At 63.1% G+C, this 11,831-nt stretch carries 11 protein-coding genes; 3 read left to right on the top strand and 8 right to left on the bottom strand.

The window, feature by feature from the left end; translation table 11 throughout:
- Window positions 1–4 precede the first annotated feature (4 nt).
- The 6 genes from AAG813_RS08930 to AAG813_RS08905 all read right to left on the bottom strand — a co-directional run bounded on the left by AAG813_RS08930 (window position 5) and on the right by AAG813_RS08905 (window position 5,707).
- On the bottom strand, window positions 5–712 hold the full coding sequence (locus tag AAG813_RS08930; protein ID WP_341914132.1) for a ribonuclease activity regulator RraA: 708 nt from the start codon (window positions 710–712) through the stop codon (window positions 5–7).
- A gap of 23 nt (window positions 713–735) precedes the next feature.
- On the bottom strand, window positions 736–1,080 hold the full coding sequence (locus tag AAG813_RS08925) for an Mpo1-like protein (RefSeq protein WP_341914031.1): 345 nt from the start codon (window positions 1,078–1,080) through the stop codon (window positions 736–738).
- Window positions 1,081–1,135: 55 nt separating this feature from the next.
- Window positions 1,136–2,431 carry a cytochrome P450 gene (locus tag AAG813_RS08920; protein WP_341914029.1) on the bottom strand — a complete coding sequence of 432 codons (1,296 nt, stop codon included), beginning with the start codon at window positions 2,429–2,431 and terminating at the stop codon, window positions 1,136–1,138.
- A 95-nt stretch (window positions 2,432–2,526) separates the two neighbouring features.
- Window positions 2,527–2,850 (bottom strand): high-potential iron-sulfur protein, encoded by a 324-nt coding sequence (locus AAG813_RS08915; protein WP_341914027.1) that lies wholly within the window; start codon window positions 2,848–2,850, stop codon window positions 2,527–2,529.
- 743 nt (window positions 2,851–3,593) lie between these two features.
- Window positions 3,594–4,412 carry an alpha/beta hydrolase gene (locus AAG813_RS08910; RefSeq protein ID WP_341914025.1) on the bottom strand — a complete coding sequence of 273 codons (819 nt, stop codon included), beginning with the start codon at window positions 4,410–4,412 and terminating at the stop codon, window positions 3,594–3,596.
- Window positions 4,409–5,707, bottom strand: coding sequence for an O-acetylhomoserine aminocarboxypropyltransferase (locus AAG813_RS08905; RefSeq protein ID WP_341914023.1), 1,299 nt, complete (start codon window positions 5,705–5,707; stop codon window positions 4,409–4,411). Before AAG813_RS08905 ends, AAG813_RS08910 begins: the two co-directional genes overlap by 4 nt.
- A 169-nt stretch (window positions 5,708–5,876) precedes the next feature.
- Here AAG813_RS08905 and AAG813_RS08900 point away from each other — a divergent pair, with 169 nt between their 5' ends.
- The gene (locus tag AAG813_RS08900) at window positions 5,877–6,341 is read left to right on the top strand and encodes a CBS domain-containing protein (RefSeq protein WP_341914021.1); all 465 of its coding nucleotides are present in this window, start codon (window positions 5,877–5,879) and stop codon (window positions 6,339–6,341) included.
- Window positions 6,342–7,104: 763 nt separating this feature from the next.
- Here the strand turns inward: AAG813_RS08900 and phaZ are convergent.
- Complete coding sequence (gene phaZ, locus AAG813_RS08895; RefSeq protein ID WP_341914019.1) at window positions 7,105–8,325, bottom strand: polyhydroxyalkanoate depolymerase; 1,221 nt, start codon at window positions 8,323–8,325, stop codon at window positions 7,105–7,107.
- 157 nt (window positions 8,326–8,482) lie between these two features.
- Here phaZ and AAG813_RS08890 point away from each other — a divergent pair, with 157 nt between their 5' ends.
- Window positions 8,483–9,142, top strand: a complete 660-nt coding sequence (locus AAG813_RS08890; protein ID WP_341914016.1) for a glutathione S-transferase — start codon at window positions 8,483–8,485, stop codon at window positions 9,140–9,142.
- 204 nt (window positions 9,143–9,346) lie between these two features.
- On the opposite strand, the gene AAG813_RS08885 is transcribed toward AAG813_RS08890, so the two are convergent.
- Complete coding sequence (locus AAG813_RS08885) at window positions 9,347–9,769, bottom strand: cupin domain-containing protein (RefSeq protein WP_341914014.1); 423 nt, start codon at window positions 9,767–9,769, stop codon at window positions 9,347–9,349.
- A gap of 294 nt (window positions 9,770–10,063) precedes the next feature.
- On the opposite strand from AAG813_RS08885, the gene AAG813_RS08880 reads away from it, so the two are divergent.
- Window positions 10,064–11,761 (top strand): ATP-binding protein, encoded by a 1,698-nt coding sequence (locus AAG813_RS08880; protein ID WP_341914012.1) that lies wholly within the window; start codon window positions 10,064–10,066, stop codon window positions 11,759–11,761.
- Window positions 11,762–11,831 lie beyond the last annotated feature (70 nt).

The raw sequence follows: 11,831 nt of genomic DNA, 5'->3' as shown, positions 1-11,831 counted from the left end.
GCGTTCACTGGCCAGCTTTTTTCGCCGCTTCGTAACGCGCCTTGTTTTCCGCGTTGGGCGGGTACAGGCCCGGCAGGGCCGCCCCCTTGTCGACCTCGCTCATGATCCAGGACTCGAGCCGCTCCTGTTCGGGTGCGAGCAGCAACATCTCCTCCAGCAGCGCCGCCGGGATCAGCACCGCGCCGTCATCATCGGCCACGATCACGTCACCCGGAAACACCGCCACGCCACCGCAGGCAATCGGTCGCTGCCAGTCCACAAAGGTCAGGCCTGCCACGGAGGGTGGCGCGGCGGTGCCGCTGCACCAGACCGGCAGGCCGGTGCCCAGCACGCCCGCCTGATCGCGCACCACGCCGTCGGTCACCAGCGCCGTCACGCCGCGCTTTTGCATGCGGGCGCACAGGATGTCGCCAAAAATCCCGGCGTCGCTGACACCCATCGCGTCCACCACGGCGATGCAACCCGCCGGCATGTCCTCGATCGCCGCGCGGGTCGAGATCGGCGACGACCAGGACTCGGGCGTCGCCAGGTCTTCGCGCGCAGGCACGAAGCGCAAGGTGAAGGCGCGGCCGACCAGACGCGGCTGGCCGGTGCGCAGCGGCCGGGCGCCGCGCAACCAGACATTGCGCAGGCCTTTTTTCAGCAGCAGTGTGGTCAGGGTGGCGGTGGTGATGCCGCAGAGAATGTCCACAGCCCGGGTCTCGAGCTGCATCGGGATGCCGTCGTTGGTGGTCATCAGATCTTGACCTTGCCGGTCCAGATGTCCTTGTACATGACCCAGTCGCCCATGAAGCTGTAAAGCGGGCGTTTGAAGGAGGCGGGTTTGTTCTTTTCAAACACGAAGTGGCCGACCCAGGCAAAACCGTAGCCGCACAGCAGGCCGGCCAGTAGCCACCAGAGGTTGCGCGTGGCGACCATTGCCGCCAGGCACAGCAGCGAGAGGCTGGAGCCCGCAAAGTGCAGGCGGCGGCAGGTGCGGTTGCTGTGCTCGCTCAGGTAGAAGGGGTAAAACTCGGCAAAACTCTTGAAGGCTTTGGCGTCTGCCGCTGCTGGCGGGGCGCTGGTGTGGGTGGTGTCCATGGCGGTCTCCTGGCGTGTTGTTGTAGCCCATGATAGCCACAGCGACTCCCCGGGATCAAGTGATCGAAAACGGCGCGTTCAGAAAACCCCGGAAGCGGGCGCGCCCGCCGCGGGTCGGCGCGGCGCTCAGGCGGTAGTCGGGGAAGCGCTGCAGAAAGCGCCCGACGGCGATGCGCCCCTCCAGCCGCGCCAGGCTCAGGCCGGCGCACTGGTGGATGCCGAAACCAAAGGCGAGGTGGCGGTTGTTGTCGCGCGTCAGGTCCAGCTGCTCGGGGTGGTCGAATTGCGCCGGGTCGCGGTTCGCCGCGCCTATGCACAAGGTGAGCAGCGCGCCTTCGGGCAGGTCCACGCCGCCGACCTGGCAGGCCTTGAGCGCGCGGCGGTTGCCCAGCTGGTTGGACGACTCGAAACGCAGGAACTCGTCAATTTCAACAGCCAAATCGGCCTCTGGCCCTTGCTGTTCCTGCGCAGGCAGCTTCACTTTTGATAGCAGGTGCGCCCGGGCGCCAGGCCACTCCTGCAGGGCGACCAGGGCGTTGCCGATCAGGTTGGTGGTGGTTTCGTGGCCGGCGTTGAGGATGAAAACGCAGTTCTGCAGCAGCTCGGTTTCGCTCAGTGTTTCGCCGGCGTCCTCGCCCTGGATCAGGCGCGTCAGCACATCGTGCTCCGGATCGCCCGGATTTTTTCGGCGTTCGGCCACCAGCGTCTGCAGGTAAGCCGCGAACTCGCTGACGCTGCGGTTGCCCAGCGCTTCCTGTTCGGGGGTGAGTCTGGGTTCGAGCGCGCCCAGAATCGCCAGCGACCAGTCGCGCAGCGGGCCGCGGTCGGCATGCGGCACGCCGAGCAGGTTGCCGATGATCTCCACCGGGATTGCCGAGGCGAAGTCCTCGATCAGGTCGCCGTCGCCCCTGGCCTCAATGGCATCGAGCAGGCCGTCCACCAGGGTGACCAGGCCCGGTTCCATGTCGGCAATCGCGCGCCGCGTGAGGGCGCCCATGATGAGCTTGCGCACCCGCGTGTGCAGCGGCGGGTCGTTGAAGACCAGGCTGGTCGTGTGGTGCTCGAGCAGCGGTGCGCCCGCGCCGTACTTGGGCGTGAACTCCACTTTCTTGTCTGAACTGAAAGTCTGCGCATCGCGGTAGACCGCCACCAGGTCGGCGTAACGCGTGAGGAAATACGAGCCGTCGGGCATGCGCTTGATGGGTTCGTGCTCACGCAACCAGGCATAGACGGGGTAGGGGTTGGCGTAGAAGTCGGGCGGCAGGGAGCGCAGGTCAAAGCTGGCGGCAATCTCCCGCACACGTTCGGGCGACAGGGGCGGTGTGATGGCGGAGGGCGTGGCGTCGGTCATGCAACGATTCTGGCACGCGGACAGCCATAGCGCCGGGCCGTCTCAAGCCGGCCGCGTGGGGGTGGCGCGATGTAACCCTTCCGCGCCGGACAGCGTCAGGCTTTTTTCGCCCAAGCGCTGCACCAGCCTTTGGCCGCGACCTGCTTGCCGGCGAACAGGGGGCAAACTGCGGCCGCGTCGGTCGCCTTGCCCTGGTACAGCGCGCAATTGGCGCAGTTCTGGCCAGCGGCGTACTTGGGGTACTTCTTGGTGTCGGTTTTGGTGGCGTCGGCCTTGTAGCCCAAGGCGACGGCATTGGCGTCGGTGTCCTTGACCATGGGCGCGGCCGCCGTCTGGGACAGCGCCAGACTGCTGGCCGCCAGCGCTCCGCTGGCGGTGAGGGCGTGAATGACAAAGGTGCGGCGTGAGGTGGAAGTCATGGCAATCGTGGAGGTGGTTGTGTTGTCGTGCGTGATGGCACTGCTACTCTACCGGCCGGTTTTTGTCGGGACTTGATGGCAATCAACAGATGAATGCATTCCCCCGTAAATTTCCCGGGGCCCCGGCGCGGTTTCGCGCAGCAGGGCGTAGACCCAGGTAGGGGTTGGCGTAAAAGTCGGGCGGCAGGGCGCGCAGATCGAAGCTGGCGGCGATTTGCCGGGCACGTTCGGGAGACATCGGCGGGGTGAGGGCGAACGGTTGGAATTGAAACATGAGCGATAGGTGCAATCAGAAAGAAAGGCTGGCTTTTTGCTGCAAGCTATAGTGTCCAAAAAATCAACTCAGCCCAAGGAGGAGCGATGCATCCAAGAATTCGGCTTTGGACCGCTTTTGGAGCCTTAGTGGTCGGTTGTATCTCTGGCTATTGTTATTGGCCTGCGGGACTCGGATTGGTAGCAGTAATCGCTTCCGCGACCCTGTTTTTGCCAGTTTTTTTACTCGCAGTAGTCGATGTCTATCGGGCCAGGAACGGTCAGCGGTTGCCTGAATTCTTGGAAATGAATATGCCCCCGCCGAGGCCGCTCTTCACGGGCTCCCTTGCCGATGCCCTTGACCAGATAGCCAACTTAGGGGCTTCGATCTTTGGAATCTTTCTCGTTGTTGGAGGCCTTGTATCGATCGGGTACCTATTGTTTTTGCTCGTTAGCTCTTTTTTTGCCTAGAACGACGGGGTGACATCCATTCAAGGGCTTAGAAAATCCCGCATCGCAAACAGCGTTTCTTCCGGCGCTTCGGTCATCTGGTGATGGCCGACAGGAACGTTAATCACCTGCACGGTTTTTCCGCTGGCCCGCGCCTTGGCTATCAGGGGCTGTGCGGCTTTGGCCTGCGTCATCTGGTCCTGCGCGCCGAGCAGGAACAGCACCGGGCAGGTGATCTGGGTGATGGCGTTGTCGCCGTTGGCATAACTGTCGCAGGCCTTGAAGCCGCGGTGAAACACATTGACCTGGGTGTTGCTCGCCAGCACGCGCCGGCCCAGCGCCATGCTGGCGCCGTAGACCCAGGTGCCCGGGCCCAGCGCCGAAGGCGGTGCGGCCAGGGTGCTGCGCGAAAACACATTGATCATGGTCAGTGCCTTCATTGGCTCGTTCAGGGCGGCGTCCAGCAAGGCGGGCGACACCTTCATCGGGTAGGCGATGCCGACCAGCACGAGGTGGCTCACGCGCTCTTTCAGGCGGGACGCGGCCTCCAGCGCAATCAGTGAACCCCAGCTGTGGCCGATCAGTGCGGCGCGCTGCACGCCGGCCGCGTCGAGCAGGGCGGCCACAAAGCCGGCGGCTTCTTCCACCGTCGAAGGCGCCTCGCCCGCGCTTTTGCAGTGGCCCGGCAGGTCCACGGCCAGCACGTTCCAGCCGTGGTGGGCCAGGTAGCGACTTTGCAGAATCCAGACACTGTGGTCGTTAAGCACGCCGTGGAGGAAAACCACCGTGGGTTGGGCGGCATCGAAGGGCTTGCCGCCGGTGTAGCAGTAGGTGGTGTGGCCGTTGACGGTGAGGATCATGCTGCTTTCTCCGCCGCCTTCAGCGCCCGCTTGAGGTCGTCAATCAAATCGTCCGGATCTTCCAGGCCGATGGACAGGCGTATCGTGCCCTGCGTGATGCCCGCGCCCGCCAGCGCTTCGTCGGTCATGCGGAAATGCGTGGTGCTGGCCGGGTGAATCACCAGGCTACGGCAGTCGCCGACGTTGGCCAGGTGGCTGAACACCTTGAGGGTTTCGATGAAGGCCTTGCCCTGCTCACGGTTGCCCTTGATGTCGAAGCTGAACACCGAGCCGGCGCCGCGCGGCAGCAGCCTTTTGGCCAGCGCATGGCTGGGGTGGGTCTCCAGCATTGGGTGGCCGACGCGCGAAACGAGCGGGTGGCTGGCCAGGAAGGAAACGACTTTTTCGGTGTTGCTCATGTGCCGCGCCATGCGCAGTGGCAGGGTTTCGATGCCCTGCAAAATCAGCCACGCGGTGTGCGGGCTCATGCAGGCGCCGAAGTCGCGCAGGCCCTCGCGGCGCGCGCGCAGCAAAAACGCGCCGACGGTGCTTTCCTCGCTGAACACCATGTTGTGAAAGCCGTCGTAGGCCTCGGTCAGTTCGGCGAATTTGCCGGACTTTTCCCAGTCGAAGCTGCCGCCATCCACCACGATGCCGCCAATCACCGTGCCGTGGCCGCTCAGGAACTTGGTGGCCGAGTGGTAGACCAGGTCTGCGCCGTGATCGAAAGGTTTGATCAGCCAGGGCGAGGTCAGCGTCGAGTCCACCAGCAGCGGCACGCCGGCCTCGTGCGCGATGGCTGACACGGTGGGTATGTCCAGCACGTCCAGCCCCGGGTTGCCCACGGTTTCACCGAAAAAGAGCTTGGTGTTGGGTCGCACCGCGGCGCGCCAGCCGTCGATGTCACCGGGTTTGACGAAGGTCGTTTCAATGCCGAAACGCCGCATCGTGTAGTGCAAAAGATTCTGACTGCCGCCGTACAGCGCGGTGCTGGCGACGATGTGCGAACCCGCGCCCATCAGGGTGGCAATGCTCAGGTGCAGCGCCGCCTGGCCGCTGGCGGTGGCGATGGAACCGATGCCGCCTTCCAAGGCGGCGACGCGCTGCTCCAGCACCGCGTTGGTCGGGTTGCTGATGCGCGAATAAACGTGGCCCGCGCGCTCCAGGTTGAACAGGCTGGCGGCATGGTCGCTGGATTCGAAGACAAACGAGGTGGTCAGGTGGATCGGCACGGCGCGCGCGCCAGTGGCCGGGTCGGGCGCGGCGCCGGCATGCAGGGCCAGCGTGTCGAAGCCCGGGTCAGAGTAGCCAGACATGGAGTCTCCAGAAAATGGCGGAAGGAATCAGGGAAAAAGGCAGCCAGCCTGAAACAACTTCAGGTGGCTTGCAAACGGATTGTGGGCTATATTTGATCTGAATTTTCCGCCGGGCGGCACCGGGGAAGAACCTGAAGACTGCCGAGACAAATTCCTGAAGGAGTGCCCCATGAAAGTCCTAGATATCCTGCGCGTCAAAGGCAACACGCTTTACACCGTCCAGCCCGATGAGCCGCTGTCCAAGGCGACCCAGATCATGGCGGAAAAAGACATCGGCTCGCTGGTCGTCATGGAACACGGCGACTTGGTGGGCATGCTGACCTTCCGTGAAGTCATTCTGTGCATTGTCAAAAACGGCGGCGAAATCGGCAACACGCTGGTACGCACGGCCATGGACGATGCCCCCCTGACCTGCACACCCGACACCGAGATCGACGAAGTCCGCCGCATGATGCTGGGCCGCCATGCGCGTTACATGCCGGTGCTCAACAAAAAGGTCCTCGAAGGCGTGATCTCGTTTTACGACGTGGCCAAGGCCGTGGTCGATGGCCAGAACTTCGAGAACAAGATGCTCAAGGCCTATATCCGCGACTGGCCGGCTGAAGAGGACGAGACACCAGAGACCAAACTCTGAGGGTCGGTAGAACTTCTTTCCGAAGCGGATTCGGAAACACATTGCCTTAGTCTCAACCGACGGTGGCTCGCCAGCAAGCCGGGACTCGCCCCGGCGGGCGAGGCACTTTTCTTTGCTTCGCCAAAGAATAGTGCCCAAAAGAAAGGCGACCCGATGGTCTGGGTCCCCTGCGCTGCGCTCCGGGGCAACCTCCGGTGCTCGCCGAAAGTGGGGTCGAGCTCGAACTCGCCTTCGGCTCAGACAATCGCTCGCCCTTATCCACTTTCGGCTGCGCTCCTCGGCCCAGCCCGACGGGTGATGAGACAAATACCAAGACAAATTCGGGGAGGCGAGGGCGCGCAAAGCGCGTCCTCGCCGGAGCCCGACTGCGTACCCGACTCTGGTCCCGAACCCGCTCCTGACCCCAACACCCTTCTGGCTGCGCCGAGGAGCGGAGGTCCAGCCGGATCAGGGCGAGCGATTGTCTGAGCGTAGCGAGTTCGAGCTCGACCCCGGCTGGACCGAGCACCGCAGGTTGCCCGCAGCGAAGCGGAGGGTCGCAGACAGCAGGGTCGCCTTTCTTTTGCTTACTTTTCTTTGGCGAGACAAAGAAAAGTGAGTTGCCGCCGGGCAACCCCCGGCTTGTTGGCATACCGCAGCAGTACGGGCTATCCAACATGGATCCCGGATCAAGTCCGGGATGACAAGTGAGGATACATTGCTATCAATTCAATAGCCGCTTGCGCGCATATCCAAAGGGCTGGAGGCCGATTTTACTTAAAGTTCACCCCATGCTGGCGTGAATCATCTCCCTCACTCGCGGGTAGATCTGCTGGTTCCAGCGCCTGCCGCTGAACACGCCGTAGTGCCCCACACCCGTCTGTACATGGTGGGTTTTCATGAAGGGGCGGATGCTGCTGCACAGGTCCTGCGCCGCCACCGTCTGGCCGACCGAGCAGATGTCGTCGCGTTCGCCTTCGACCGTCATCAGCGCGGTGCGGCGGATGGCCGCCGGGTTGACGATGCGGCCGCGGTAACTGAGCTTGCCGAGCGCCAGGTCGTAGGTCTGGAACACTTTTTCGACCGTTTCCAGGTAGAACTCGGCCGGCAGGTCGTTGACGGCGAGGTACTCGTCATAAAACACGCGGATCACGTTGGCCTTGTCGATGTCACCATCGACCAGATACTGGTACAGGTCCTTGAAGGACTTCTTGTGGCGGTCCAGGTTCATGCTCAGGAAAGCGCTGAGCTGCACAAAGCCGGGGTAGACGCGGCGCATGTAGCCGGCGTGCGGCAGCGGTACATGGCTGATCAGGTTTTTCTCGAACCATTCAATCGGTTTGCTGGTGGCCAGGGTGTTGACGGCGGTCGGGTTGACGCGGCAATCGACAGGGCCGGCCATCAGCGTCAGGCTGCGCGGCTGGGCCGGGTCGTCGTCTTCGGCCATGATGGCCGCGGCCGCCAGCGCCGCCACGCAGGGCTGGCACACCGCCACCACATGGGTGCCGGGGCCGATGGCCTGGGTGAAGCGGATCATGTGGGCTATGTAGTCGTCCAGCCCGAACGGGCCGTGGCGCAGCGAGACGTCGCGCGCGTTGTGCCAGTCGGTGATGTAGACGTCGTGGTCCTGCAGCAGCGTGCGCACGGTTTCGCGCAGCAGGGTGGCGAAGTGGCCCGACAGCGGCGCCACCAGCAGCACGGCCGGCTGGTGCGGCCGGTCGGGGGCTTCTTCCTTTTTGAAGCGCAGCAGGGTGCCGAAAGGCATGGTCAGCACGGTTTCCTCGGTCACGGCGAGTTCGCGTTCGCCTACCTTCACTGCGCCGATGCCATAGGCGGGGCGCGAATGGGTGACGCGCAGGCGCGAGAACACCTCCATCGAGGCCGACAGCTTGCGCAGCAGGGTGCCCTCGGTTTTGCCCAGCCAGAGGGCGGCGCTGCTGCCCTGGGCCAGCAGGCGAAACGGCGACATCAGGTCGGACTGGGTTTGGTAGGCCTGGTAAAGCATGGGTGTCCTGACATGGTGCAGGCGGGTGGCCCGGTGCTTGTCATGCAGGCAAGTTACGGGCCAGTCCGCCGATTGTCAACAGCCTGGCACAGCCCTTGCGGACGGCTGTGACATCACCGCTACAGCGGGTCCCCTTACCGTCCTGAGGAGCAGCGCCATGGCCACCAAAGCCGTTTTGACGATCAGCAGCAAGAACTATGGCGCCTGGTCGCTGCGCGGCTGGTTGCTGGCCAAACTCGCGGGGCTGGAGTTCACCGAAAAGGTGATTTCTCCCGACGACCCGGCCATGAAGGCCGAAATGCTGTTGCTTGCGCCTTCCATGCTGGTGCCTTCGCTGCAGCACAACGGCGTCAAGGTCTGGGACACGCTGGCAATTGCCGAATACCTCCATGAAATCAGGCCGGGCGCGCGAATGCTCCCGGCCGACGTCAAGGCGCGCGCGCACTGTCGCGCCATCTGCGGCGAGATGCATTCGGGCTTTTCATCGATGCGTTCTTCGTTGCCGATGAACCTCAAGGCGCATTTTCCCAACTTCAAGGTCTGGTCGCGGGCGCAGGCCGACATCGACCGCGTGGTGGACATCTGGAAGGAGTGCCTGGCCACCTACGGCGGGCCCTACCTGTTCGGCAAACAGCCCTGCACGGCCGACGCCATGTACGCGCCGGTGGTGACGCGGTTTTTGACCTACGACGTGGCGCTGGACAAGGTGTGTGCGGCCTACTGCAAACGCATCATGGAGCTGCCCGCCATGAAGGAGTGGGTGGCCGCCGCGAAGAAGGAGCCCGACGACATTGACGAGCTCGACGCGGAGTTCTGACGCCCCCCGGAGCGGCCTGACGGCCGCTTCCCCCCACTGGGGGGCGGCGCCTGCGGCCCGGCAAAGCCGGTTCCGCGGCCCCTGCTGGAAGGGACATGCTGGTGGTTTGTCATTGCGGGCTTGACCCGCAATCCATGCCGCGCGCTACCCGACGAAAGACGGGTTCATGGATGCCGGATCGGGTCAGGCATTACAGCCATGGAGCTACTTCCACGGCGTTGGAGACGGAATCTCGCAGACCGGCTCCACATCAATCGACTTGAAATCGGCCGGCGAGACGATTTCCAGGTATTCCATGTCGGGCGAATAGTCGAACAGGTAGTGACGTATGCCCGGGCGCTGGTGCACCACGTCGCCGGCTTCGACCAGGGTCTCCTTGTCTTCGTACATGAAGCGGGCCCAGCCCTTGACCATGATGACAATCTGGAAATCTGCTTCATGGCGGTGCCACCCCGTGCCTGTTTCTGGTGCCATGTTCGCCTTGACCAGGTGCGCGATCACCTTGCCGTGGGTCGCCTCGGCGATGCCGAGGTCGCGGTAGAGGAAAAAATCGCGCAAACCGCCCGCGACGAACTCGGTGTCGCCCGGCTTGACGTGGGAGAACTGGGTAGTGGTGCGGTCCAGCATGGCAGGGGCTCCTTCAATCGGGACGTCAAACACAGGAAGGCCGCACGAAGTCAAGCAGGAACCGTTCCAGAATGGTTGTTCTTTTTACCGTTGTTCGTGTGACATTCTTCTGATCAACTGATCTGTTCCCATTGACCCGCGGAATCGCTGCCTGAAAAAAGTAAATGGGGGCAGCGCACATCAAGGGCGCATAACTTGTACTATCTGTTACATCAGGAGGAGTGTGGATGCGTATCGCAACACCTCTTTCAGGCCATTCATCATTGAGCGCGCTGACGCTCCCAGGAGATACCCGTGGCCTTTGCAGGACAAGCTGACACCTCGCCCAGACACATCCTGATTGTGGAAAACATCGCGGCCCAAGCCCAGATGCTGAGCCATATCCTCGAAGAAGAGGGTTACCAGGTCAGTGTTGTTGACAACGGCCAGTCCGCGCTGGAAATGACGACCCGGCTCCGCCCCTCGCTGATCATCAGCGGGGTGGCCATTCCCGAAATGAGCGGTTATGAGCTGTGCCGGCAGATCAAGGCCGGCCCCGGGCTCTCCCCGGTGCCGGTGATTCTCGTCACCAGCCTGTCTGACCCCAACGAGGTCCTGCTCGGCCTGCAGTGTGGCGCCGACAGCTTCGTCATCAAACCCTACGAGCGTAGCCACATGCTGGCCCGGGTGGAGCACGCCCTGAGCAACCGCGACATCACGCATATGCCCGAAGATGGCCCGCCGGCCGAGATTTTTTTCCACGGCGAGCGGCACCAGATCAGTGCCAGCCGCACCCAGATACTGAACCTGCTGATGTCCACCTATGACGCGGCCATGCAGCGCAACAACGAGCTTCACGAAAGCCGGCAGCAGTTGCGCGAACGCACGGCCGAGGTGCTGGAAGCCAACCGTTTTCTCGATTCCATGATCGAGCACATTCCGACGCCGGTATACATCAAGGATGCCAATCAGCTGCGTTATGTGCGTGTCAACTCTGCGCAGGAGAAACTGACGGGCATCCTGCGCGAGGACGCGCTGGGAAAATCCGACCACGATCTGTTCGGCAAGGAACACGCCGACCGGTTTTCCGCCCAGGACCACCGGGTGCTGGCCAGCGGCATCATTGAGGACATTCCGGAAGAGCGGTTTTTCTCGCAGAGCAAAGGCCTGCGCGTGCTGCACACCCGCAAGGTGCCGGTTTTTGGCGAGGCCGCCGAGCCCACGCATGTGCTGGGAATTTCCGAAGACATCACCCAGAAAAAAGAACTGGAAAAGGTGATCGACGACCTTCATTCCGCCCTGAAGGTGCGGGCCGACGACCTGGAGGCCACCAACAAAAGCCTGGAAAGCTTCACTTCGGCGGCATCGCATGACCTGCGTTCCCCGCTGAGTGTCATTGGCGGTTACGCGGGCCTGCTGGAGAAAAATTACGCCGACCGCCTCGACGAAAAAGGCCTGCACTACCTGTCCGTCATCGGCAAGCGGGTCAAAAGCATGGCCAGACTGATTGACGACCTGCTGTCTTTTTCCCGGCTCAGCCTGCAGGAGGTCAAGAAAACCGATGTCGACATGAATGGACTGGCCGCGCAGGTGGTGGCCGACCTGCCGGTCACCGGCCCCAGTGCCCGAAAACCGGTGATCCAGCTTGGTTTGTTGCCGCCGGCGCCTGCCGACCCCGGGCTGCTGCGGCAGGTGTGGGTGAACCTGCTGTCCAACGCAGTGAAATACAGCAGCCGCACAGCCAGCCCGTTGATTGAAGTCAGTGGGCGCATCGAGGGCGCCGAAGCGGTCTATACCGTCCGCGACAACGGTGCCGGTTTCGACATGAACCACTCCGGCAAGCTCTTCGAAGTGTTCGAGCGTTTGCACACCGACCAGGAATTCGAAGGCACCGGCGTCGGCCTGGCCACCGTGCGCCGCGTGGTGGCGCGCCATGGCGGACGGGTGTGGGCGGAAGGCAAGGTGGACCAGGGGGCGGTGTTTCATTTTGCCTTGCCGGTGCAGGGCGGCTGAGACAGACGGCAGGACCCGCTGTTCAATACGCGCCCGGAAAGAAGACGGGCGCCTTCGGATGCGCACCAGG

Source organism: Polaromonas sp. YR568 (genome assembly GCF_943371715.1).
Classification (GTDB): domain Bacteria; phylum Pseudomonadota; class Gammaproteobacteria; order Burkholderiales; family Burkholderiaceae_C; genus Polaromonas.
This window is presented reverse-complemented; position numbering and strand designations above follow the sequence as displayed.

What these genes read in the sequence shown, in the direction of transcription:
- AAG813_RS08930 (WP_341914132.1), bottom strand. Translation starts at nt 712, where the DNA reads ATGCAGCTCGAGACCCGGGCTGTGGACATTCTCTGCGGCATCACCACC.
- AAG813_RS08925 (WP_341914031.1), bottom strand. Translation starts at nt 1,080, where the DNA reads ATGGACACCACCCACACCAGCGCCCCGCCAGCAGCGGCAGACGCCAAA.
- AAG813_RS08920 (WP_341914029.1), bottom strand. Translation starts at nt 2,431, where the DNA reads ATGACCGACGCCACGCCCTCCGCCATCACACCGCCCCTGTCGCCCGAA.
- AAG813_RS08915 (WP_341914027.1), bottom strand. Translation starts at nt 2,850, where the DNA reads ATGACTTCCACCTCACGCCGCACCTTTGTCATTCACGCCCTCACCGCC.
- AAG813_RS08910 (WP_341914025.1), bottom strand. Translation starts at nt 4,412, where the DNA reads ATGATCCTCACCGTCAACGGCCACACCACCTACTGCTACACCGGCGGC.
- AAG813_RS08905 (WP_341914023.1), bottom strand. Translation starts at nt 5,707, where the DNA reads ATGTCTGGCTACTCTGACCCGGGCTTCGACACGCTGGCCCTGCATGCC.
- AAG813_RS08900 (WP_341914021.1), top strand. Translation starts at nt 5,877, where the DNA reads ATGAAAGTCCTAGATATCCTGCGCGTCAAAGGCAACACGCTTTACACC.
- phaZ (WP_341914019.1), bottom strand. Translation starts at nt 8,325, where the DNA reads ATGCTTTACCAGGCCTACCAAACCCAGTCCGACCTGATGTCGCCGTTT.
- AAG813_RS08890 (WP_341914016.1), top strand. Translation starts at nt 8,483, where the DNA reads ATGGCCACCAAAGCCGTTTTGACGATCAGCAGCAAGAACTATGGCGCC.
- AAG813_RS08885 (WP_341914014.1), bottom strand. Translation starts at nt 9,769, where the DNA reads ATGCTGGACCGCACCACTACCCAGTTCTCCCACGTCAAGCCGGGCGAC.